The organism is Streptomyces sp. Root1304, from assembly GCF_001426405.1.
Classification (GTDB): Bacteria; Actinomycetota; Actinomycetes; order Streptomycetales; family Streptomycetaceae; genus Streptomyces.
On the sequence record NZ_LMEP01000004.1, the window covers coordinates 157,422 to 180,265 of the forward strand.

23 protein-coding genes are annotated in these 22,844 nt (G+C 72.3%); 15 read left to right on the forward strand and 8 right to left on the reverse strand.

The features are described 5' to 3' along the window. Positions 1-15 precede the first annotated feature (15 nt). From ASD33_RS08590 to ASD33_RS08610, 5 genes are read right to left on the reverse strand one after another with little or no spacing between them, the layout of a single operon-like run. Entirely contained in the window at positions 16-996 is a 981-nt protein-coding gene (locus ASD33_RS08590; RefSeq protein ID WP_056555982.1) for an oligopeptide/dipeptide ABC transporter ATP-binding protein, read from the reverse strand. Continuing rightward, positions 993-1,997, reverse strand: a complete 1,005-nt coding sequence (locus ASD33_RS08595) for an ABC transporter ATP-binding protein (protein WP_056555985.1) — start codon at positions 1,995-1,997, stop codon at positions 993-995. The genes ASD33_RS08590 and ASD33_RS08595 overlap by 4 nt, the downstream gene beginning before the upstream one ends. After that, on the reverse strand, positions 1,997-2,983 hold the full coding sequence (locus ASD33_RS08600; protein WP_056555988.1) for an ABC transporter permease: 987 nt from the start codon (positions 2,981-2,983) through the stop codon (positions 1,997-1,999). Before ASD33_RS08600 ends, ASD33_RS08595 begins: the two co-directional genes overlap by 1 nt. Continuing rightward, on the reverse strand, positions 2,980-4,005 hold the full coding sequence (locus tag ASD33_RS08605) for an ABC transporter permease (RefSeq protein WP_079044652.1): 1,026 nt from the start codon (positions 4,003-4,005) through the stop codon (positions 2,980-2,982). The genes ASD33_RS08600 and ASD33_RS08605 overlap by 4 nt, the downstream gene beginning before the upstream one ends. Positions 4,006-4,045: 40 nt before the next feature. Next, positions 4,046-5,791 carry an ABC transporter substrate-binding protein gene (locus tag ASD33_RS08610; RefSeq protein WP_056555990.1) on the reverse strand — a complete coding sequence of 582 codons (1,746 nt, stop codon included), beginning with the start codon at positions 5,789-5,791 and terminating at the stop codon, positions 4,046-4,048. Positions 5,792-5,995: 204 nt separating this feature from the next. On the opposite strand from ASD33_RS08610, the gene ASD33_RS08615 reads away from it, so the two are divergent. From ASD33_RS08615 to ASD33_RS08645, 7 genes are all read left to right on the forward strand, one after another. Next, positions 5,996-7,147: an FAD-binding oxidoreductase gene (locus tag ASD33_RS08615; RefSeq protein WP_056555994.1), complete on the forward strand. Its 1,152-nt coding sequence runs from the start codon at positions 5,996-5,998 to the stop codon at positions 7,145-7,147. A gap of 31 nt (positions 7,148-7,178) precedes the next feature. Then, a complete protein-coding gene (locus tag ASD33_RS08620) occupies positions 7,179-7,493 on the forward strand; it encodes a (2Fe-2S)-binding protein (RefSeq protein ID WP_056555996.1) in 315 nt (104 codons plus the stop codon). Next, positions 7,474-9,006, forward strand: coding sequence for an NAD(P)/FAD-dependent oxidoreductase (locus tag ASD33_RS08625; RefSeq protein ID WP_079044653.1), 1,533 nt, complete (start codon positions 7,474-7,476; stop codon positions 9,004-9,006). Before ASD33_RS08620 ends, ASD33_RS08625 begins: the two co-directional genes overlap by 20 nt. A 154-nt stretch (positions 9,007-9,160) precedes the next feature. Next, positions 9,161-10,069: a dihydrodipicolinate synthase family protein gene (locus tag ASD33_RS08630; RefSeq protein WP_056556000.1), complete on the forward strand. Its 909-nt coding sequence runs from the start codon at positions 9,161-9,163 to the stop codon at positions 10,067-10,069. Between the two features lie 99 nt (positions 10,070-10,168). Continuing rightward, positions 10,169-11,173 (forward strand): proline racemase family protein, encoded by a 1,005-nt coding sequence (locus ASD33_RS08635; RefSeq protein ID WP_056556003.1) that lies wholly within the window; start codon positions 10,169-10,171, stop codon positions 11,171-11,173. Then, entirely contained in the window at positions 11,170-12,555 is a 1,386-nt protein-coding gene (locus tag ASD33_RS08640; RefSeq protein WP_107103649.1) for an aldehyde dehydrogenase family protein, read from the forward strand. The genes ASD33_RS08635 and ASD33_RS08640 overlap by 4 nt, the downstream gene beginning before the upstream one ends. A 47-nt stretch (positions 12,556-12,602) precedes the next feature. Beyond that, on the forward strand, positions 12,603-13,283 hold the full coding sequence (locus ASD33_RS08645; protein WP_056556006.1) for a GntR family transcriptional regulator: 681 nt from the start codon (positions 12,603-12,605) through the stop codon (positions 13,281-13,283). Positions 13,284-13,321: 38 nt separating this feature from the next. Here the strand turns inward: ASD33_RS08645 and ASD33_RS08650 are convergent, their stop codons facing one another. Continuing rightward, positions 13,322-13,642, reverse strand: coding sequence for a hypothetical protein (locus ASD33_RS08650; RefSeq protein WP_056556206.1), 321 nt, complete (start codon positions 13,640-13,642; stop codon positions 13,322-13,324). Between the two features lie 5 nt (positions 13,643-13,647). After that, positions 13,648-14,259 (reverse strand): RNA polymerase sigma factor, encoded by a 612-nt coding sequence (locus ASD33_RS08655; RefSeq protein ID WP_079044654.1) that lies wholly within the window; start codon positions 14,257-14,259, stop codon positions 13,648-13,650. 314 nt (positions 14,260-14,573) lie between these two features. Between ASD33_RS08655 and ASD33_RS08660 the strand changes: the two genes are divergently transcribed. The 8 genes from ASD33_RS08660 to ASD33_RS08695 all read left to right on the forward strand — a co-directional run bounded on the left by ASD33_RS08660 (position 14,574) and on the right by ASD33_RS08695 (position 21,208). Beyond that, positions 14,574-15,836 carry an alpha/beta fold hydrolase gene (locus tag ASD33_RS08660; protein WP_056556009.1) on the forward strand — a complete coding sequence of 421 codons (1,263 nt, stop codon included), beginning with the start codon at positions 14,574-14,576 and terminating at the stop codon, positions 15,834-15,836. Between the two features lie 9 nt (positions 15,837-15,845). Beyond that, entirely contained in the window at positions 15,846-16,478 is a 633-nt protein-coding gene (locus ASD33_RS08665; RefSeq protein ID WP_056556012.1) for an MBL fold metallo-hydrolase, read from the forward strand. 82 nt (positions 16,479-16,560) lie between these two features. After that, positions 16,561-17,340: an exodeoxyribonuclease III gene (locus ASD33_RS08670; RefSeq protein WP_056556015.1), complete on the forward strand. Its 780-nt coding sequence runs from the start codon at positions 16,561-16,563 to the stop codon at positions 17,338-17,340. 80 nt (positions 17,341-17,420) lie between these two features. Beyond that, positions 17,421-17,864 (forward strand): DUF6278 family protein, encoded by a 444-nt coding sequence (locus ASD33_RS08675; RefSeq protein WP_056556018.1) that lies wholly within the window; start codon positions 17,421-17,423, stop codon positions 17,862-17,864. Between the two features lie 135 nt (positions 17,865-17,999). Then, entirely contained in the window at positions 18,000-18,746 is a 747-nt protein-coding gene (locus ASD33_RS08680; RefSeq protein WP_056556021.1) for an amino acid ABC transporter ATP-binding protein, read from the forward strand. A 14-nt stretch (positions 18,747-18,760) separates the two neighbouring features. Continuing rightward, entirely contained in the window at positions 18,761-19,678 is a 918-nt protein-coding gene (locus ASD33_RS08685) for a glutamate ABC transporter substrate-binding protein (RefSeq protein WP_056556024.1), read from the forward strand. Positions 19,679-19,709: 31 nt separating this feature from the next. Beyond that, on the forward strand, positions 19,710-20,354 hold the full coding sequence (locus tag ASD33_RS08690) for an amino acid ABC transporter permease (RefSeq protein ID WP_056556027.1): 645 nt from the start codon (positions 19,710-19,712) through the stop codon (positions 20,352-20,354). After that, entirely contained in the window at positions 20,351-21,208 is an 858-nt protein-coding gene (locus ASD33_RS08695) for an amino acid ABC transporter permease (RefSeq protein ID WP_056556030.1), read from the forward strand. Before ASD33_RS08690 ends, ASD33_RS08695 begins: the two co-directional genes overlap by 4 nt. Positions 21,209-21,245: 37 nt before the next feature. Here the strand turns inward: ASD33_RS08695 and ASD33_RS08700 are convergent, their stop codons facing one another. Continuing rightward, the gene (locus ASD33_RS08700) at positions 21,246-22,781 is read right to left on the reverse strand and encodes a CocE/NonD family hydrolase (RefSeq protein WP_242426877.1); all 1,536 of its coding nucleotides are present in this window, start codon (positions 22,779-22,781) and stop codon (positions 21,246-21,248) included. Positions 22,782-22,844 lie beyond the last annotated feature (63 nt).

The window sequence follows — 22,844 nt, forward strand, 5'->3', positions numbered from 1 at the left end:
GCATTCCGCATGGGGTCAGGCGGCCTCGGGGAAGTGGCAGGCGACCTCCCGCGCCTCACCCGGCGCGGCGATCCGCAGCAGCGGAGCCTCCGTACGGCAGATCGCCTGCGCCTTCGGACAGCGCGGGTGGAAGGTGCAGCCCGGCGGGGGAGCGGCCGGGCTCGGCGGGTCGCCGAGCAGGGTGATCCGCTCGCGCGCCCGCTCGGCCGCCGGGTCCGGCAGCGGTACGGCGGACAGCAGCGCCCGGGTGTAGGGGTGCGCGGGGGCCGCGTACACCCGTTCCTTGTCGCCGATCTCCACGATCCGGCCGAGGTACATCACGGCCACCCGGTCGCAGACCCGCTTCACCACGGACAGGTCGTGGGCGATGAAGAGGTAGGCGAGGCCCAGTTCGCGCTGGAGCCGCTCCATCAGGTTGACGATCTGCGCCTGGACGGAGACGTCGAGGGCGGAGACCGGTTCGTCGGCCACCACCAGGCGGGGGCCGGTGGCCAGCGCGCGGGCGATGCCGATGCGCTGGGCCTGGCCGCCGGAGAACTCGTGCGGGTAGCGGTCGATGTGCTCGGGGATGAGACCGACCAGCTCCATCAGCTCCACGGCCCGCTCGCGCGCCCCGGCCGCCGAACTCCCCTGCACGAGCAGCGGGTCGGAGATGATCCGGGCCACCGTCTGCCGGGGGTTGAGGGAGGAGTGCGGGTCCTGGAAGACCATCTGGAGGTCGCGCCGGAGCGGTTTGAGCTCCCGCTGCGACAGATGGCTGATGTCGCGCCCGTCGTACGAGACGGAGCCGGCGGTCGGTTCCAGGAGCCGTACGATCGTGCGGCCCGTGGTCGACTTGCCGCAGCCGGACTCGCCGACGAGGCCCAGGGTCTCGCCCGCCGCCACGTCGAAGCCGACGCCGTCGACGGCCCGGACCGGGGCCGAGCCCCGGCGGCGCCCCGGGAACGTCATGGTGAGGTCCCGGACCCGGAGCAGGGGCGGTGGGGTCGTGGTCATGAGGCGACGCCTTCGTACGCGGGGAAGTGGCAGGCGGCCGGGTGGCCGTCCGGGCCGCCGAGGGCCGGGCGTTCGCCCGTGCAGCGCGCCCGCTCCTCCTCGGAACCGGCGGCGGCCCGGGAGCAGCGGGGTGCGAACGCGCAGCCCGGTGCCGGTGCGAGCAGCGACGGCGGGCTGCCCGGGATCGCCCTCAGCGGGGCGTCGTCGGGGTCGTCGAGGCGGGGCAGCGAGTCGAGCAGGCCGCGGGTGTAGGGGTGGGCCGGGGACGCGAACAGGGCATCCACCGGGGCGTGTTCGGCGGCCCGCCCGCCGTACATGACGAGCACGTCGTGGGCCACCCGGGCGACCACCCCGAGATCGTGGGTGATCATGACGACGGAGAGCCCCCGGTCCTGCTGGAGCCGGGCGATCAGATCCAGGATCTGGGCCTGGACGGTGACGTCGAGCGCGGTGGTGGGTTCGTCGGCGATGAGGAGGTCGGGTTCGCAGACGAGCGCCATCGCGATCATCACGCGCTGCCGCATGCCGCCGGAGAACTGGTGGGGGTACTCGCCGGCCCGGCGACGGGGTTCGGGGATGCCGACCTCGGCGAGCGCCTCCACGGCCCGCTCGCGGGCGGCGGACCGCCGGGAGCCGAAGTGGACCCGGTGGTGCTCGGCGACCTGCTCGCCGACGGTGTAGTAGGGGTGGAGGCTGGACAGCGGGTCCTGGAAGATCATGGCCATCCGCCGGCCGCGGAGCCCGTTCAGCTCGCGGTCGGAGAGGCCGATCAGTTCCCGGCCGCCGAGGGTGACGGAGCCGGTGACCTCGGCGCCCGTGTGCAGCCCCATGACGGCCAGCGAGGTCACCGACTTCCCGGAGCCGGACTCGCCGACGATGCCGAGGGTGCGGCCGGGCAGCACGTCGAAGGCGAGGGAGTCGACGGCCCGGACGGGGCCGCGCTTCGTCGGGAAGGTGACCGTGAGGTCCCGTACCGACAGGAGGGAGGCGGAGTCGGCCATCAGTACCTCACTCGCGGGTCGACGACGGCGTACAGCAGGTCGACGGCCAGGTTGGCGACGACGATGAAGGTGGCGGCGAGCAGGGTCACGCCGAGGACGACCGGCTGGTCGCCGGTGGAGAGGGCGCCGTAGAAGAGGCGTCCGACTCCGGGCAGTCCGAAGATGGACTCGGTGATCACCGCACCCGCGAGCAGCCCGCCCAGGTCCATCCCGAAGATGGTCAGGATCGGGGTCATGCCGGCCCGCAGGCCGTGCTTGACGACGACGGTGCGGCGCGGGAGGCCCTTGGCGCGGGCGGTCCGGATGTACGGCTCCGCCATGCTCTCGATCATCGAACTCCGGCTCTGCCGCGCGTACATGGCGGCGTACAGCAGGGCCAGCGCCAGCCAGGGGAGCAGCAGGTTGGAGGCCCAGGAGAACGGGTCGGACCCGAAGGGCACGTACTGCGGGTAGGGCAGCAGGCCGGTGACCCGGATCAGCCCGTAGATCAGCATCACCGAGGTGAAGTAGACGGGCAGCGAGGCGGCGGCGACCGCGCCGACCATCAGGACCCGGTCGGTGACGGTGTCCTTGCGGAGCGCGGCGGTGACGCCGGCGCCGAGGCCGAGCACCAGCCAGATCGCGGCGGCGCCCACGGCCAGCGAGGCGGAGACGGGCAGCCGGTCGACGAGGAGGTCCCACACGCCCTGGCTGTTCTCGTAGGAGTAGCCGAGGCAGGGGAAGTCGCACTCCAGGGCGTACTGGCCGGTGCCCAGGGTGCGGCCGGTGAAGATGCCGGTGACGAAGTCGGCGAACTGCCGCCAGAGCGGGGCGTCCAGGCCCATGTTGGCGCGGATGGCCTCCAGGCGGTCGGCGCTGCACGACTTGCCGCAGGCGGCGGCCGCGGGGTCGGAGGGGAGGACGTAGAAGATGGCGAAGGTGACGGCGGCGATGGCGAGCAGCACGCCGAGCACGCCGAGGAGCCGGCGGCCGAGGTAGAGGATCACGCGCCGCCTCCCCTCGGGTCGAGGACGTCGCGCAGCGTGTCCCCGAGGAGGGTGAACGCGAGCACGGTGAGGAACAGGCAGAGACTCGGGACGGCGAAGTACATGGGGTCCGTGTCGTAGTAGGCGACGCTCTCGGCGATCATCTGGCCCCAGGAGGGGGTCGGCGGACGGACGCCGACGCCGAGGTAGCTGAGGGCGGCCTCGGTGGCGATCATGCCGGGGACCATCAGCGTGGTGTAGGCGATGACGGGTCCCGCGACGCCAGGGAGGATGTCGCGGACGAGGATGCGCCAGGGGCCGGAGCCGCCGACGCGGGCGGCGTCGACGTACTCGCGGTGTTTGAGCGACAGGGTCTGGCCGCGGACGACCCGGGCGATGCCGGGCCAGCCGAAGAGGCCGATGACGGCGGTCATGAGGACGATCCGGTTGACGTCCCGGGCCACCGACATCATCGCGATCATGAAGATGAGGGAGGGGAAGGACATGGTGAGGTCCATCAGCCGGGAGAGCACGGTGTCGGTGCGGCCGCCGAAGTAGCCGGCGGCGATGCCGGCCGCCGTCCCCGCGACGACGACGATCGCCGTCGCGGAGAAGGCGATGAGCAGCGACACCTGGGCGCCGTGCACGACCCGGGCGAACAGGTCGCGGCCGGTGATGGGTTCGACGCCGAGCCAGTGGTCGGCGGAGACGCCGCCGAGCGGACCGATGGGCAGGCCGCCCAGGTACGGGTCGACGGCGCTCTTGTCGAACTCGTCCGGGCCCCAGCCGCCCAGCGCGCTGAGCAGCGGGGCGGCCACGGTGAGGAGCGCGAAGAACGCGACCACGCCGAGGGAGATCCGGGCGGAGGGACGGCGGCGCAGTTCGGCACGGACGAGCTGCCAGGGGCCGCCGGCCGCGCGGGTGGCGGGCGGGTTGGCGCTCTTGCGGAACCGGCCGGACCTGCCCGGTTTGCTCGGCTCGGTGGGTCCGGTGGAGGTGCGGGGTTCGTCGGGCTGGGTGGTGCCCGTGGTGTCGATGGTCATCGGGTGGTGCCCGTCGTGTCGGTGGTCATCGGGCCGGTTCTCAGTTCGAGCTCTTCGACGGGTCCTTGAGGCCGACGGTCGCGTAGTCGATCTGCCCGCTCCAGGAGATGTGGCCGTAGGCGCCGGCGATGTTGGTACCGACGAGGAGGGAGCGGCGCTTCATGGCTCCGGGGGCGACCGGGGCCTTGGCGAGGATCTGTCCGTCGAGCTCCTGCCACGCCTTGTTGGCCCGGTCGCCGTCGGTCATGGCGGCGATCTCGTCCATCCGCTTCATGACGGCGTCGTCCTTGAAGAGGGAGTGGTTGCCGGCGTTGCCCTTCTCCTTGATGTAGCGGCCGTCGAAGACGAAGGGGAGGAAGGTGGTGCCGGAGGGGAAGTCGGGGCACCAGCCGGTGTAGACGAGGTCCGTGCGGTTCTTGGTGTCGCCGATGGTGTCGTAGAAGGCGGACGGGTCGACGGTCTCGATGGTCACCTTGATGCCGGCCCGGCCCAGGGACTGCTGGATGGCCTCACCGATCGCCTTGTCGTTGATGGAGACGGTGAGGCTGGTGGAGAAGCCGCCGGCCTTTCCGGCCTCCTTGAGCAGCTGCTTGGCCTTCTCGGGGTCGCCGGAGAGCGGGATCTTCAGGGTGTCGGGCTGCTTTCCGCCGGTGAAGAGGGAGCCGGGCATGGCGGCGCTGGAGGCGTCGGTGACGGCCGGGCCGCCGGTGGCGGTGACGATCGCCTCCCGGTCGAGGGCCCACTGCACGGCCTGGCGGACCTTCACGTTGTCGAAGGGGGCGCGGCCGGTGTGCATCTGGACCATCTCGGTACAGCTGCTGGACTCGGCGAGCAGCCGGGCCTTGACATCGGCCTTGGTGAGCACCTTGGAGATGGATTCGGGGCGGAGCTGGGCCCAGGGGACGGCGGAGGCGTCGGAGCCGGAGGAGGCGATGAGCCGGTCGTCGATCTGGTTGCCCTTGAGGCCCATGGTGACGACGATCCGGTCCGGGTACGCCTTGCGGACGGAGTCGCTCTTCGGGTCCCAGTGGGTGTTGCGGACCAGGACGATCTGCTTGTCACGGGCGTACGTGTCGATCTTGTACGGTCCCGAGGAGAACGGGCGGTTGTCGTACTGGGGGCCCTTGTCCTGCTTCGGCGGCACGGGGGCGAAGGTCGGCAGGGTGGCGGCGAAGGGGAACTCGGCGAAGGCCGTGTGGAGTTCGAAGACGATCGTGCGGGCGTCGGGTGTCTTCACGGAGTCGAGGTGCTTGCCCTGGGCAGGCCCCTGGTACCCCTTGGCGCCGGCGAGGTAGCGGGCCGCGTAGTCGGGGCCGCCGGGCAGGTCGGGGGAGAAGGACCGCTCCACGTTGTACTTGATGTCCTGCGCGGTGATCGGGGTGCCGTCCTCGTACTTCAGGCCCGGCTTGAGGCGGAAGGTCCAGGTCTTGGCGCCGTTGGACGGGGTGCCGAGGTTCTCGGCGAGGTCGGGGACCAGTTCGCTGCCGCCGGCGCCGGGTGCCGCCTTGTAGGTGACCAGGGTGCGGTAGAGCAGCCGGGTGCCGAAGTCCATGTCGGGCATCACCCAGTTGCGGGCCGGGTCGAGGTGGGTGAAGTCCTGGTTGGAGAGGACGCTGAGCGTGCCGCCCTTCTGCGGGGTGCCGCCGAGGACCGTTCCCACGGTGGTGGTCGCGGGGTTCTTGCCGGTCCGGGCGCCGCCGGACTTCTCTCCGCCGGAGCAGCCGGTCACGGCCAGGGTCAGGGTCGTCACCAAGGCGGTGGCCAGGACGTACGTGCGCTTGTTCATGGGTGGTCACTCCGTGGAACAGTCGGACAGCCGCAGGCAGCTGGAATGTGACCGGTAACATAGTAATGTGAAATTGCACTGACAAGGTATCGGGAGGGCCGTTACCCATCCGTGTCCGGAGGGTGTCGCGGCGATGTCGCCGCATCGGCGATGCTCCCGGTCGGGGGTCTTGGCAGGGCCAGTGCAATGTGAAATATTACTGCGGTGCCCACGAGACAAACCTCGGACGTCATCGTCATCGGCGCCGGCGTCGTCGGCGCGGCGTGCGCCCACTACGCGGCCCTCGCCGGCCTCTCCGTCACCGTCGTCGACCGCGGCTCCGTCGCGGGCGGCACGACCGGAGCGGGCGAGGGCAACCTCCTGGTCTCCGACAAGGAGCCGGGCCCCGAACTCGAACTCGCCCTCCTCTCCACCACGCTGTGGACCGAACTCGCCGAGCGGCTCCCGCCGACCGTCGAGTACGAGGCCAAGGGCGGCCTCGTCGTCGCCTCCGGCGAGACGGGACTGAGCGCCCTGCGTGAGTTCGCGGCCCACCAGGAGAAGTCGGGCGTCATCGCGCACGAGGTGCCGGGTGACCGGCTCCACGACCTGGAGCCCCACCTCGCACCGGGCCTCACCGGCGGATTCCACTATCCACAGGACTCCCAGGTGATGCCCGCCCATGCTGCCGCGCGGCTGCTCAGCACCGCCGGCGACCGGGTCCGCCTCGCGCTGGGGGAGGAGGTCACCGGCCTCCTCACCGGCGCGGGCGGAGCGGTCCGCGGAGTGCGGACCGCGACCCGCGAACTCCACGCGCCCCACGTGGTGAACGCCGCCGGGACCTGGGGCGGCGCCGTCGCCGAACTCGCCGGTGTCGACCTGCCCGTACTGCCCCGCAGGGGCTTCGTCCTCGTCACCGAACCGCTGCCGCGCGTCGTCCGCCACAAGGTGTACGCCGCCGACTACGTGGCCGACGTGGCCAGCGGCTCCGCCGCCCTCCAGACCTCCGCGGTCGTCGAGGGCACCCCGGCGGGACCCGTCCTCATCGGCGCCAGCCGGGAGCGCGTCGGATTCGACCGGAGCCTGTCCACCGAGGTGCTGCGCCGCCTCGCCGCCGGTGCCACCTCGCTGTTCCCCGTCCTCGGCACCGTACGGGCCATCCGGACCTACCTCGGCTTCCGCCCCTACCTGCCCGACCACCTGCCCGCCATCGGACCCGACCCCCGGGTCCCCGGGCTGCTGCACGCCTGCGGACACGAGGGCGCGGGCATCGGGCTCGCGCCGGTGACCGGGCAGATCGTCGCCGCCTGCCTGACCGGCGCCGAACCTCCCCTCGACATCCGCCCGTTCCGACCCGAGCGCTTCGCCACCGCCTGAGGCGCGCCCCACCGTCACGAGAGGAGGGCCCGTGGCCCGCACCCCCACCGACCTGGTCGGTGCACAGCCCGACCCGCCGTTCGAGATCACCTTCGACGGCAGGCGGGTCACCGCCCTGCCCGGCCAGACCGTCGCCGCCGCCCTGTGGGGCGCGGGCATCCTGGCCTGGCGCACCACCAGGGACGGCGGCCGGCCGCGCGGCGCCTTCTGCGGCATCGGCCAGTGCTACGACTGCCTCGCCACCGTCAACGGCGAGCCCAACCGGCGCGCCTGTCTGGTCCCCGCCCGCCCCGGCGACGCGATCACCACCCAGGAAGGACACGGCCATGACCGCCTCGGCGTCTGAGCCGAAGGACCCGGCGGCGACCGGACCCGTGGACCCGGCCGCGCCCGGTGCGGGCCCGCGCCCCGACGGGCCGTACGACCTCGTCGTGGTCGGCGCGGGCTCCGCCGGGCTCGCCGGAGCGGTCACCGCCGCCGAACTCGGCCTCTCCGTCGCCCTCCTGGACTCCTCGACCCAGCCCGGCGGGCAGTTCTACCGGCACCCGGCGCCCGCCCTCGGCGCCGTACGCCCCGAAGCGCTGCACCACGACTGGTCCGCCTTCGCCGGCCTGCGCCGACGCCTGGCGGAGAGCGACGTCGACCATCTGACCGGCCACCACGTGTGGACGGTGGTGAAGGAGGCCGACGGGAGCTGGGCCGCGCACGCGGTCACCGGCGCCGACGGTACGGCGGAGGCACCCGTCCGGGTCCGCGCCCGCGCGCTGCTGCTCGCCACCGGCGCGTACGAGCGCCAGCTGCCCTTCCCCGGCTGGACCCTGCCCGGAGTGGTGGGCGCCGGGGGAGCGCAGGCCATGCTCAAGTCCGGGCTCGTGCTGCCCGGCCGCCGGGTGGTCGTGGCCGGCAGCGGACCGCTGCTGCTCGCCGTCGCCTCCTCGCTCGCCTCGGCGGGCGCGCGGGTGCCGGCGGTCGTCGAGGCGGCCGGATACCTGCGGTACGCCCGTACTCCCCGTGCCCTCCTCACCAACCCGCGCAAGGCCGTCGAGGCCCTCGTGCACGGCGCCGCACTGGCCCGGCACCGGGTGCCCGTACGGCTGCGCAGCGCGGTGACCGAGGTGCACGGCACCGACCGGGTGGAGGCCGTCACGGTCTCCCGCCTGGACCGCGACTGGCGGCCCGTACCGGGGGCGGGCCGCCGGATCGCGTGCGACGCGCTCGCCGTCGGACACGGCCTCGTGCCCCAGATCGAGCTGGCCACGGCGGTCGGCTGCGCCGCCCGCGCGCTGCCGGACGGAACGCTGGGCCTGGTCCTGGACGACCTCCAGGAGAGCTCGGTCCCGGGGCTGTGGGCCGCGGGCGAGACCGGCGGCGTGGGAGGCGCCGAACTCGCCCGTACCGAAGGCGAGCTGGCCGGGAGGGCGATCGCCGCCCGGCTGCTCGGCCGCCGCGCCGGTGCGCGGCCGGCGGCCGGGGCGGTCGCGGGACTCCGGCGCCGCCGGGACCGGATGCGGGCCTTCGCCGACGTGATGTCCGCCGCGCACGCCCCCGGCCCCGGCTGGCCCGGCTGGCTGGCCGACGACACGGACGTGTGCCGCTGCGAGGAGGTCCCCGCGGGCCGCATCCGCGAGGCGGTCGACGAGCTGGGGGCGCGCGACGCCCGCACCGTCAAACTCCTCACCCGGGCCGGCATGGGGTGGTGTCAGGGCCGGATGTGCGCAACGGCCGTGGCCTGCCTCGCGGCCCGTGGCGGCACCCCCGAACCGCCCGCCGAGCGGCGCCCGTTCGCCGTGCCCGTACCGCTGGCGACGCTCGCCGCGCTGGACGGGACGGCGGACGGAAATGCCGAACCCTCCCGGTAGCGGTTCGGGCGACGCTGCCGGCGGCGGCCGGGACGCCGCCGCCGGCAGCGGCATGGAAAGCCCTTCCGAAGAACCCCGAAAGTCGGTGGAGACCCCTTGCGGGCTCCCCCTTCCCTGTTAGTAAAATGTCACACATTACAGAAAGGTCGTCGAGATGAACGCCACCACCTGGTCCACCGACCGTCCCTGGCGCGGAATCATGGTCGCCACCACCTTGCCCTTCAAGGAAGACCTCTCCGTCGACTACGACGCCTACGCCGAGCACGTGGCCTGGCTGATCGCCAACGGCTGCGACGGCGTCGTCCCCAACGGCTCCCTCGGCGAGTACCAGACCCTCACCGCCGAGGAGCGCGCCCAGGTCGTCCGTACCGCCGTCGCCGCCGCGGGCGACGGAGCGCGGGTCATGCCCGGCGTCGCCGCCTACGGCAGCGCCGAGTCCCGCCGCTGGGCCGAGCAGGCCGCCGAGGCGGGTTGCGGCTCGGTCCTGCTCCTGCCGCCCAACGCGTACCGCGCCGACGAGCGCTCCGTCGTCGCCCACTACGCCGACGTCGCCGGGGTCGGCATCCCCGTCGTCGCGTACAACAACCCGATCGACACCAAGGTCGACCTCGTCCCGAGCCTGCTCGCGAAGCTGCACGGCGACGGCAGCATCGTCGCCGTCAAGGAGTTCAGCGGCGACGTCCGCAGGGCGTACGAGATCGGCGAACTCGCCCCCGAGCTCGACCTGCTGATCGGCGCCGACGACGTCCTCCTGGAACTGGCCCTAGCCGGTGCCGTCGGCTGGATCGCCGGCTACCCCAACGCCTTCCCGGCCAGCTGCGCCGAGCTGTACCGCGCCGCCGTCTCGGGCGACATGACCACCGCCCGGTCGCTCTACTCCTCCCTGCACTCCCTGCTCCGCTGGGACTCCAAGGTCGAGTTCGTCCAGTCCATCAAGCTCTCCATGGACATCGCCGGCCGCAAGGGCGGAGCCACCCGCCCGCCGCGCCTCCCGCTCGTCGGCGCGACCGAGGCCGCCGTGCGCACCGCCACCGAGAAGGCCGTCGCCGACGGCCACCACTGACGGGACCCCCGCCGGTCGCCGGGGCACCCCGGCCACCGGCCGCCCCGGCCGCACCGGGCGCCGCCCCGACCGTTCCGACCGCCCACCGAAAGGAACTCCGTGCGTACGCGTCATGTCTTCCACGCCGTCGACTCCCACACCGAGGGCATGCCCACCCGGGTGATCACCGGAGGCGTCGGTGTCATCCCCGGCGCCACCATGGCCGAGCGCAGGCTCCACTTCATCGAGCACCTGGACCACCTCAGGACGCTCCTGATGTTCGAGCCGCGCGGCCACGCGGCGATGAGCGGCGCGATCCTCCAGCCGCCCACCCGCCCCGACGCCGACTACGGAGTCCTCTACATCGAGGTGTCGGGCCTCCTGCCGATGTGCGGCCACGGCACCATCGGCGTCGCGACCGTCCTCGTCGAGACCGGCATGGTCCCGGTGTCCGAACCCGTCACCACCGTGCGGCTCGACACCCCGGCGGGCCTCGTCTCCGTGGACGTCCAGGTGGAGGACGGCGCCGCGAAGTCCGCCACCTTCACCAACGTGCCCGCCTTCAGCGTCGGCCTGGACCGCGCCGTGGACGTCGCCGGCTTCGGCAAGGTCACCTACGACCTCGCCTTCGGCGGCAACTTCTACGCCTTCGTCTCCCTCGACGACCTCGGGCTGCCCTTCGAGCGCGACCGCAAGGACGACCTCCTCGCCGCCGGGCTGGCGATCATGGACGCCATCAACGCCTCCCCGGACCGGCCCGTGCACCCCACCCAGCCCGAGATCGCCGGGCTCAAGCACGTCTACCTCACCGCCCCCGGCTCCGACGCCACGCACTCGCGGCACGCGATGGCCATCCACCCCGGCTGGTTCGACCGCTCCCCGTGCGGCACCGGGACCAGCGCCAGGATGGCGCAGCTGCACGCCAGGGGCGAACTCCCGCTGGACCGCGACTTCGTCAACGAGTCCTTCATCGGCACCCGGTTCACCGGCCGGATCACCGCAGGGCCGGACGTCGGCGGCTTCCCCGCCGTCGTCCCGACCGTCACCGGCCGCGCCTGGATCACCGGCACCGCGCAGTACTTCCTCGACCCGGACGACCCCTTCCCCGGAGGCTTCCTCCTGTGATCACCGACGTTTCCACCCTCGTCTCCCGCAACCCCGCGGACCCGGACGACGTGCTCCTCCGCCTCACGACCCCGGGCGCCTTCGCCGCCGCGGACGCCGTCGAGCGGGCCCGCACGGCCCAGCCCGGCTGGCTCCGCGGCGGTGCCGCCGCGCGCTCGACCGCCCTCGGCGCGGTCGGCGCCGCCCTGGAGGCCGCGGCCGACGAACTGGCCGACCTCGCCGTGCGCGAGGTCGGCAAGCCCCTCAGCGAGGCCAGGGCCGAGATCGCCCGCGCCGCCGCGATCTGGCGCTACTACGCCCAGGCACCGTACGAGCCCACCGGCGCCGTCCACGAGACGGCGGCGGGGCCCGGACTGCTCCTGAACCGGCGCCGCCCGTACGGCGTGGCGGGGCTCGTCACGCCCTGGAACTTCCCCTTCGCCATCCCCAGCTGGAAGGCCGCCCCGGCGCTCGCGGTCGGCAACGCGGTCGTCCTCAAGCCGGCGCCCGAGGCCACCGCGTGCGCCCTGCGGCTCGCGGAGATCATCGAGCAGGCGCTGCCGGAGAAGGTGTTCACCGTCCTGCCGGGCGGTCCCACCGAGGGCAACGCCCTCGTCTCGGCCGCCGACGTCGTCTCCTTCACCGGCTCCACGCCCGTCGGCCGGGCCGTCGCCCGCGCGGCGACCGCGCGGGGCATCCCGGTCCAGGCCGAGATGGGCGGCCTGAACGCGGCGATCGTCCTGCCCGACGCGGACATCGGCCAGGCGGCCGCCCACATCGCCGCGGCCGTCGCGGGCTTCGCCGGCCAGAAGTGCACCGCCACCAGCCGGGTCGTCGCCGTCGGAGCCGCCCTGGAGCCGCTGCGCGAGGCCCTCTCCGAGGCCTTCCGCGCGGTCCGGGTCGGCGACCCCGCGGATCCGGCCACGGTGTGCGGGCCGCTCGTCCACGAGAGCGCGCGCGACCGCGTCGCCGAGGCCTGGGAGGGGCTCTCCGCGCTCGCCGGCGCCACCGTGCCGGGCCGGGCCGGCTGGTTCGCGGACCCCACCCTGGTGGAGAGGGTCCCGCCGGGTCACCAGCTGCTCAACGAGGAGGTGTTCGGGCCCGTCGCGGCCCTGCTGCCCGCCGACGACCTCGCCCACGCGGTACGGATCACCAACTCCGTCCCGTACGGCCTCGTCACCTCGGTCCACACCTCCGACCTCAACGCGGCCCTGTACGGACTGGACCTCGTCGACACCGGCATGATCCGGATCAACGCCCCGTCCACCGGCGTCGACTTCCACCTGCCGTTCGGCGGGTCCAAGCAGTCCGGTCACGGCCCGCGCGAGCAGGGCAGGGCGGCCCTGGAGTTCTACACCTCGTCGCGTACGTACACGCTGACCCCCGCGGGCTCGGCGGCGTGACATCGTACGGTGGTGACGCCGGCCGAACCGAAGGGACCACCACCGTCATGGGGCACCTGACCCACCGCGACCTGAACGCCTCCCGAGAGCGGCTGCGCGACCAGGTCGCCCACGCCCTGCGGGCCGCCCTGATCTCCGGGGAACTGCGGCCCGGCGTGGTGTACTCGGCGCCCACCCTGGCCGAGGACTTCGGGATCTCCGCGACCCCCGTCCGCGAGGCGATGCTCGACCTGGCCCGGGAGGGCCTGGTCGAGCCCGTCCGCAACAAGGGCTTCCGGGTCACCGAGGTCGACGGCCGCGACCTCGACCAGTTCACCGAGATCCGCGCGCTCGTCGAGATCCCGACGGTCGTCCGCGTCACCCGGTCCGCCGCCCGCGAGGACCTGGAGGCGCTGCGGCCGGTGGCCGAGGAGATCGTGCGCGCCGCCCGCGAGCACGACCTCATCGGCTATCTGGAGGCCGACCGGCTCTTCCACCTCACCCTCCTCGGCCTGGCGGGCAACGAACGCCTGGTCGAGACCGTCGGCGACCTGCGCAAGCGCTCGCGGCTCTACGGGCTCACCGCCCTCGACGAGAGCGGCAACCTCATCCCCTCGGCCGAGGAGCACATCGAGCTCCTCGACCTCATGCTGGCCGGCGACGCCGAGGGCGCGGAGGCCTGCATGACCCGTCACCTGGGCCATGTCCGCTCGCTGTGGGCGAAGGACGACGGCCCGGCCGGCGCGTAGCGCGGCCCCCCGGGATCCGTCTTCCGGGCCCGGGCGGGTCAGGTCTTCGTCGTCGGCTGCGCCTTGGCGAGGGTGCAGACCCCGTCCACGCACCGACGCTCCAGACGGCCGCGGGAGATCGTCTGCGCCAGGCCGACCATCCAGCAGGTCGGGCAGCCCCGGAAGGCGATCAGCGCCAGTGGCGCCGCCAGCAGGGTCGCCGGGCCGGCGACGGGCACCATGGCGATCGAGCCGATGATCAGCCCGAATCCGATGGCACCCCGCGCCAGATGGCGCGGGACGGACTTGCTGGCGAAATCGGGCCCCGCGGGCTTCGCGGCGACGGGGTTCTCGATCAGCACGCCGGGTGCGGTCTTCACGGTGTTCACGGTTGCGTTTCTCCTCGGACTGTTGATCCGGTCGCTGGATCCGATGCCCGGCCGGGTGCCCGGTCGGCCGTCTCCAGCGAGTGGCGCAGTGCGGCCCGCGCCCTGTGCAGCCGCGACTTCATCGCGGCGGTGCTCAGACCGAGCGCACGGGCGACGGTCCTGCCGGGCAGGCCCTGTACGTCCCGCATGACCAGGACCTGCCGCTGCTCACGGGGAAGGGCGCCGACCGCGGCCGCGATCCGCTCCGCCTCCAGCCGGTGCAGCACCGCCTCCTCGGCGGACGGCTCGGCGCTCCCCTCCGGTTCGGCCGACGCCTCCTCGCCCCGCGACACGAGCACCCGCACCTGCCTGAGGCATTCGTTCCGCACGATGCGGAACATCCACGAGGCGAGCGCGCCGGTGGCCCGGAGGGTCCCGATCTTCCGGTAGAGGATGATCAGCGCCTCCTGAGCCGCGTCCTCCGCGTCCTGCGGCGAGGCGCACAGGGACAGGGCGAACTTGCGCACGTGCGGCTGCGACTCCATGACGACGGCGGTGAGCGAGCCGACGTCGCCGTCCTGAGCGGCCTTGATGATCCGCTCGTCGGGCCAGGGAAAGCGTGGGTTCATGGGTTACTCATATCCGGAGGGCGTCCCGTGTGCGGCCGGCGGTCAGCCGCGGCTCCTGAAGCGGCGCGCCAGGTGCCAGCTGCACGCGCCCACGAGCAGGACTGCGATGACGACGATGGCGGTGACCATGGGTGTTTCCTCCCGGTTCGGCCGGCCCGTTCGGCCGGTACAGGGATAGGAGACGGGGAGGTCCCGAAAGGATTCGCCCCCACCGGAATTTTCTTTCGCGACCAGTGCGCGACCCCTCTCCTGCGACCCCGGCACCCGGCCCCGCGCGGGGCGGGCCCGCACCCGCGTCCCGGCCGGCGCACCGGATGTGCGAGCGTGAGCGGGTGAACGAGAAGAACACGGAAACCCTGCAGTACGGCTCTGACGGGCCGGAAGACGCCCCGGTCCTGGTCCTGGGACCCTCTCTCGGCACCACGCGCCACATGTGGGACCGGCAGATACCCGAACTCACCAAGGACTGGCGGGTCGTCCGGTTCGACCTCCCCGGGCACGGCGGCGCCCCCGCCGAGCCCTTCACCTCCGTCGCCGAGCTCGGCGACCGGCTCCTCGCCACCCTCGACACGCTCGGCGTCCAGCGCTTCGGGTACGCGGGCTGCTCCCTCGGCGGGGCCGTCGGCCTCGACCTCGCCCTGCGCGCACCGCACCGGGTCGCCTCCCTCGCCCTGGTCGCGACCTCGCCCCGGTTCGGCAGCGCCGACGAGTTCCGCCAGCGCGGCGTCGTCGTCCGGGCCAACGGCCTGGAGCCGATGGCCCGCACCGCCCCCGAGCAGTGGTTCACCCCCGTGTTCGCCGGTGCGCAGCCCGCCATCGTGGACTGGGCGGTGCAGATGGTCCGGACGACCGACCCCGCCTGCTACGTCGCCGCCTGCGAGGCCCTCGCCGTCTTCGACGTCCGTGAGGCCCTGGACCGGATCGGCGTCCCCGTACTGGTCCTCGTCGGCTCGGAGGACCAGGTCACCGGGCCCGCCGAGGCCCGTACCCTCGTCGCCGGCATCGCCGACGCCCGGCTCGCCGTCGTGCCCGGCGCCTCGCACCTCGCCCCCGTCGAGCAGCCCGCCGCCGTGACCGACCTGCTCCTGGAGCACTTCGCGGGCACCGCGCCGGACACCAGCGGCGTCCTCACCGTGCCGCCGCTGCCGGCCGCACCCGTGCCCGCGCCCGTCCCGGCCGCCGAGCCCGCCGAGGGAGGCCGGCCCGACCCGTACGACCAGGGGATCGCGCTGCGTCGCGAGGTCCTCGGCGACGCCCATGTGGACCAGGCGCTGGCCGGGGACCCCGACGGAACCTTCCAGGACCTCGTCACCCGGTACGCCTGGGGCGAGGTCTGGAACCGGGAGGGCCTCGACCGGCGCACCCGCAGCGTCGTCACCCTCACCGCGCTCATCGCCGGCGGCCATCGGGAGGCCCTCGCCGACCACACCCGCGCCGGCCTCCGCAACGGCCTCTCGGCCGCGGAACTGCGCGAGATCGTGGTCCACGCGGGCGTGTACTGCGGGTTCCCCGCCGCCGAGACCGCGCTCGGCGTGGTCGCCCGCGTCGTCGAGGAGGAGACCAGGCCCCCGGCGTAACCTGGCCGTGTGAAGCTGACGAAGAAGTCCCACGCCTGCGTGCGGCTGGAGAAGGACGGGCGGACGCTCGTCCTCGACCCCGGCGTGTTCACCGAGGAGGACGCGGTCCTCGGGGCCGACGTCCTGCTCGTCACGCACGAGCACCCCGACCACTTCGACGAGGGCCGGCTGCGCGCGGCCCTCGAAGCGAACGGGGCCGCCGAGGTCTGGACGCTGCACAGCGTCGCCGAACAGCTCTCGGCGGCCTTCCCCGGCCGGGTGCGCACCGTCGGTCACGGCGACACGTTCACGGCGGCCGGGTTCGACGTCCAGGTGCACGGCGAACTGCACGCCGTGATCCACCCGGACATCCCCCGCGTCACCAACGTGGGCTTCCTCGTCGACGGCGCCGTCTTCCACCCCGGGGACGCCCTCACCGTGCCCGACCACCCCGTCGACACGCTGCTGCTCCCCGTCATGGCCCCGTGGAACAAGATCTCCGAGGTCATCGACTACGTCCGCGAGGTCAGACCGCGGCGGGCCTACGACATCCACGACGCGCTGCTGACCGACCTGGCCCGGCCGATCTACGACCGCCAGATCGGCGCCCTCGGCGGCACCGACCACAACCGCCTCGCCCCGGGGACCTCCACGGAGGTCTGAGCACCCTCCGAAGGACCCCGGACGACCGGCCCGGAGCCGGGTCCGACGCCGATTGTCAGTGCCCGCACGTAGGCTTGCGCACATGCGCATCGCCACCTGGAACGTCAATTCGATCACCGCCCGGCTGCCCCGGCTGCTCGCCTGGCTGGAGAGCAGCGGCACGGACGTGCTGTGCATCCAGGAGACCAAGTGCACCGCCGAGCAGTTCCCCGCCGAGGAGCTGCGCGCCCTCGGATACGAGTCGGTGGTGAACGCCACGGGCCGGTGGAACGGCGTGGCCCTGGTCTCCCGCGTCGGCCTCGCGGACGTGGTCACCGGTCTGCCCGGCGGGCCCGAGTACGACGGCGTCGAGGAGCCCCGGGCGATCTCCGCGACCTGCGGCCCGGTCCGCGTCTGGTCGGTGTACGTGCCGAACGGCCGGGAGGTCGCCCACGAGCACTACGCCTACAAGCTCCGCTGGCTCGAAGCCCTGAAGGCCGCCGTCGGGGAGGACGCGGCCGGCGAGCGCCCCTTCGCGGTCCTCGGCGACTACAACATCGCGCCGACCGACGACGACGTCTGGGACATCGGCGTCTTCGAGGGCGCCACGCACGTGACCGAGCCGGAGCGCGCCGCGCTCGCCGGCCTCCGCGAGACCGGTCTGTCCGACGTGGTCCCGCGCCCCCTCAAGTACGACCACTCCTTCACGTACTGGGACTACCGTCAGCTCTGCTTCCCGAAGAACAAGGGCATGCGCATCGACCTGGTCTACGGCAACAAGCCCTTCGCCGAGGCGGTCACCGACAGCTATGTGGACCGCGAGGAGCGCAAGGGCAAGGGGGCCTCGGACCACGCCCCCGTCGTCGTCGACCTCGACGTGTAGCGCGGACCGCCGCCCGGCGGCGGAGACGATCTCCGCGCGCCGGGTGGTCGACCGGCAGGTGACGGTGCGACGCTGTTCGGATGAACATCCCGTTTCTGGACAACTGGCGCAAGCGACATCAGCCCGAGCCGGCCGAGTCCCCGCTGGCCGCGGCCTACGACCGCGACCCCGAGGGAGTGGGCGAGCTGCTCGCCGAGTGCGAGCTGCTGCGCACCCGTGTGGCGCAGTCCGGGGTGGCGCTCGACGACACCCCGCGCTCGCTCCAGGAGCTCGACCAGCTGCCGCCCCGCTGGCGGGACGATGCGGAGGAGCTGCCCTGGGTCGGGAACGACGCGGGGCTCTACCTCGGCACCGTGATCGTCCGGAACGTGCCGGGTGCCCGCTGGCAGGTGTGGCCGGGCGGCGGCCCGGTGGTCCGGCTCGCCTCGGGCCGTGAGATCCAGGTCGTGGAGGCCGGTCTCGACTGGGCGATGACGGGCTCGCCGGAGCTCTCGCAGGTCTACGCGGAGGCCGCCGAATACTGATTCCGGGTGCACCCCACCACCCTTTTGCAGTAAATACGGCTTATTCCTGTTTCATGTGTGTCGGACCTGAAGTCCCTTTTCGGCTGGATAGTTTGCGCTGACTCGACACCGCTGAGAAATGGGGCAGGGCAGCGTATGGCCGTCGTCGATCCGCTGATCGAACTGCGTGGCGTCAACAAGCACTACGGCACGTTGCACGTCCTCCAGTCCATCGATCTCACCGTGGGCCGGGGCGAGGTGGTCGTCGTCATCGGCCCGTCCGGCTCCGGGAAGTCCACCCTCTGCCGGGCGATGAACCGCCTGGAGAGGGTCGAGTCCGGTGAGATCGTCATCGACGGACAGCCCCTCCCCGAGGAGGGCAAGGCGCTCGCCCGGCTCCGCGCCGAGGTCGGCATGGTCTTCCAGTCGTTCAACCTCTTCGCGCACAAGACCGTCCTCGCGAACGTCTCCCTCGCGCAGATCAAGGTCCGCAAGCGCAAGAAGGAGGAGGCCGACCGGCGTTCGCGGGAACTCCTCGAGCGGGTCGGCCTCGCCGCCCACGCCGACAAGTACCCGGCCCAGCTCTCCGGCGGCCAGCAGCAGCGCGTGGCCATCGCCCGCGCCCTCGCCATGGACCCCAAGGCCCTCCTCTTCGACGAACCGACCTCGGCCCTCGACCCCGAGATGATCAACGAGGTCCTGGAGGTCATGCAGCAACTCGCCCAGGAGGGCATGACGATGGTGGTGGTCACCCACGAGATGGGCTTCGCCCGCTCCGCCGCCAACCGGGTCGTCTTCATGGCCGACGGGAAGATCGTCGAGGACCGCACGCCGGAGGACTTCTTCACGGCGCCGCGCAGTGAGCGCGCCAAGGACTTCCTCTCCAAGATCCTCAAGCACTGAGCGGGTTGGGAACCATGCAGCGTACGCACCGCACCGTGGTCGCGCTCGCCCTGCTGCTCGCCGTGACGGCGGCGCTGGGCGGCTGCGGCAGGGAGGGCAGCCCGCCCGTCAAGGGCCCGCAGCCCGACCAACTCCCCGTCTACCAGGTCCAGTCGGGCTTCACCCTGCCCGACTCCGCCACCTGGAACCGGGCGAAGAAGCGCGGCCGGCTGATCGTCGGGGCCAAGGAGGACCAGCCCTACATGGGCGAGAAGGACCCGGCCACCGGCCGGTACTCCGGCTTCGACATCGAGATCGCCAAGATGATGGCCGCCTCCCTCGGCTTCGACCCGGCCGGCATCGACTTCCGTACGATCGCCTCGGCCAACCGCGAGACCGCCCTGCAGAACGGGCAGATCGACTACTACGTCGGCACCTACACCATCAACGACAACCGCAAGAAGCTCGTCGGCTTCGCCGGGCCCTACTACCTGGCCGGTCAGTCCCTCCTGGTCCGCACCGACGAGAACGACATCACGGGCCCCCAGGACCTCGACGGGAAGCGGGTCTGCTCGGCCGCCGGGTCGACCCCGTACCAGCGGATCGAGAAGGACTACCCGAAGGCCGAACTCGTCGCCTACGACACCTACTCGGCCTGCGTGGACAACCTGCTGACCTACCAGGTCGACGCGGTGACCACCGACGACACGATCCTCATGGGCTACGCCGCCAAGGTCCCCGACGAACTCAAGGTGGTCGGCAAGCCGTTCTCCGAGGAGCCGTACGGCATCGGCGTCCCGCGCGGGGACAACGCGCTGCGCTTCGCGCTCGACGACGCCATCGCCGCCCACGAGAAGAACGGCGACTGGAAGAAGGCGTACGACGCCACCCTCGGCCTCTCCGGGGTCCCGGCCCCGACGCCGCCCGCCATCGACCGTTACCCGGCGAACTGACCGGAGGAACGCCCGACATGGAGCCCACTTCATGGACGTCCTGACCCAGAACTTCTCGCTCTACGGCAAGGGATTCCTCGGCACCGTCGAACTCACCGTCTATTCCTCGGCGCTGGCCCTCGTCCTGGGCTTCGTCATGGCCTCCTTCCGGGTCGCCCCGGTGGGTTCCTTCCGGGTCTTCGGCACCGTCTGGGTCACCATCCTGCGCAACACCCCGCTGACCCTGCTGTTCTTCGCGGTCATGCTGGGACTGCCCCGCTTCGGACTCGTGCTGCCCTTCGAGCTGTTCGCCGTCCTCGCGCTCGGCTGCTACACCTCGGCCTTCATCTGCGAGGTCCTGCGCTCCGGCATCAACACCGTGCCGCTCGGCCAGGGCGAGGCCGCCCGCAGCCTCGGCATGAACTTCACCCAGACCCTCGGCACCGTCGTCCTGCCCCAGGCCTTCCGCACGGTCATCCCGCCGATCGGCTCCACCCTGATCGCGCTCGCCAAGAACTCGGCCATCGCGGGGGCGTTCAGCGTCACCGAACTCCTCGGCACCTACAAGACCCTGAGCGAACTCGGCTACAACATCATCTGGACCTTCGTCTGGATCGCCGTCGGCTACCTGATCATCACCCTCACCATCAGCGCCCTCTTCCACGTCATGGAGAAGCGCTGGGGAGTCGCCCGATGACCCAGTCCACCGCCCTCTACGACATCCCCGGCCCGCACGCCCGGCGCCGCCACCTGCTCTACGGCCTCGCCTCCACCGTGGTGATCCTCGCGCTGGCCGGCTGGATCCTCTATCTCCTCTTCGACAACGACCAGTTCACCTCGACCAAGTGGTCGCCCTTCCTCTACGAGGGAATCCAGGAACTGCTGCTCAGAGGACTGGGCAACACCCTCAAGGCCTTCGCCTACGCCGCGGTGCTCTCCCTCGCCCTCGGCGCGGTCCTCGCCACCGGGCGCCTCTCCGAACACCGGGCGCTGCGCTGGGTGGCGACCGTGCTGGTCGAGTTCTTCCGCGCCATGCCCGTCCTCGTGATGATCTTCTTCATCTTCGTGGCGCTCAAGGTGCAGCCGCTGCCCGCGCTCGTCGCCGGACTGACCCTCTACAACGGCTCCGTGCTCGCCGAGGTCTTCCGCACCGGCATCCACGCCGTCGCACGCGGCCAGGGCGAGGCGGCGTACGCGCTCGGCATGCGCAAGACGCAGGTCATGACCTACGTCCTGGTGCCGCAGGCCGTCCGGGCGATGCTGCCCGCCATCATCAGCCAGCTCGTGGTGGCCCTCAAGGACACCTCGCTCGGCTACCTCATCACCTACGAGGAGTTCCTGCACGCGGGCAAGCTGATCGCCTCCAACCTGGACTACGACCTGCCCTTCATCCCGGTCGTGATGGTGATCTCGCCGATCTACATCGGGATGTGCATGCTGCTCTCCTGGTTCGCCACCTGGGTGGCCAGGAGGGAGCGCCGCAGCCCGAAGACGAAGGCCGTCGACGTCGCTCCGGCCGAACCGGGGACGCTGCTGCCGGGACCGCAGTAGCGAGCGAGAGCCGCACCCGCCCGGCAGCAGCCGGTGATCACTCCTTCCGCAGCGGTACCGACACGTACGACGGGTCGGCCGAGGGGGAGGAGAAGGTCAGCTGCGCGCCGGTCGGGTTGTGCTCGATGTAGAGCGGGTCGACGGTGTCGACGACCAGCGCGAGCCGGTGCCCCGCCGGTACGTCGTACGCCGTGGAGAACAGCTCCAGGCCGACGCCGAACGGCGTGCCCGGGGTCCGGTCGTGGAAGGTGTACGGGGCGTTGCTGACCAGCTTGCCGACGCCGAGCGGGCCCACGTCGTAGAGGTACGCGACGAGGGTGCCGCTCTCCTCGGTGGAGGTGACGGTGGTGTGCACGGTCACCGTGCCGCGCACCCGCTGCGGGGTGTCGTACCGCTCGGACTGCCAGACGCCGGCGAAGGCGCGGGGGAGCAGCGGGACGGAGACGACGGGCGGGGTGCGGAGGAACTGGTCGAGGGCGTTGGTGAGCAGGGTGATGCCGCCGTTGGCGCCGGAGTCGAGGTTCGCCCGGATCCGCTGCGTACCGCCGAGGCCGAACTTCCGCTGGTTCGCGTGGACGGACTTCCAGTCCGGGTAGCCCTCGTAGGCGCCCGTGGACCGGGACTTGAGCTGGACGGGCTGCTCGCGGTCGATGCCGTTGTCGGTGCCCTTGAGGTAGTGGTCGAACCAGCGGTGGGCGCTGGTCCAGGTGTCGTTGGGCAGCCCGAACAGGCCGGTGGCCTCGGCGGTGGCGTGGTCGCCGGGGCGGAACTCCAGCCGCTTGGGGCCGGTGAGCTTCTCGTAGAAGCTCGCGTACTGGTTGGGTGGGAAGATGGTGTCGCCCCAGGCGTTGCCGAGCATGATCGCGGCGCCGTTGGCGTTGATCCGGTCGATCTGCTCGGCGGCGGAGCGCTTGCGGCCCCAGGCGATCATGTCCTCCTCCTTGGCCAGGTTCGAGGAGAGGAAGTCGCCCAGGATCTCCTGGAGTTCGGGTCCCGGGCGGCCGGTGAGCCGGCCGGCGCCGCCGAGCAGGGCGGCGGCCTGGACGTGCTGGGTGCGGCCGCTGTAGATGGACTCGATGAGGTCGGCCCAGCCGCTGAGGGCGGCGACGGCCTTGATCCGGGGGTCGTGGGCGGCGGCGAGGAGGCTGATCCCGGCGCCGTACGAGACGCCCGCCATGCCGATGTGGGCGGGGTCGGCAGGGGTGTTCGCGAGGGCCCAGTCGATCACCTCGGAGGCGTCGGCGATGTCCTTGGGGCCGGCCGTCTCGATCTCGCCGCCGGACTGCCAGAAGCCGCGCGAGTTGTAACTCACCACGACGTAGCCGGAGTCGGCGAGCTGCTCGGCCTGGGCGAGGTACTCGATCTGGGGCATGGCCCAGCTGGTGGGGAGCACGATGAGCGGGTGCGGTCCCGCTCCGGAGGGGGTGATGACGTTCGCCTTGAGGACGGTGCCGCCGTCTCCGGGGATGTCGACGAAGCGGATGCCGTCGGCCGTGGTCGTTCCGGCCTGGGCGGTGGGGGCGAGCCCGAGGGCCGCCCCGGCCACGAGAGCGGCCGAGGCGGCGAGGGCCAGGGATGTGCGCACGGGTCACTCCTCACTGGGGCACTGCCGGTGCGGGGATGGAGCGGTGGGGGG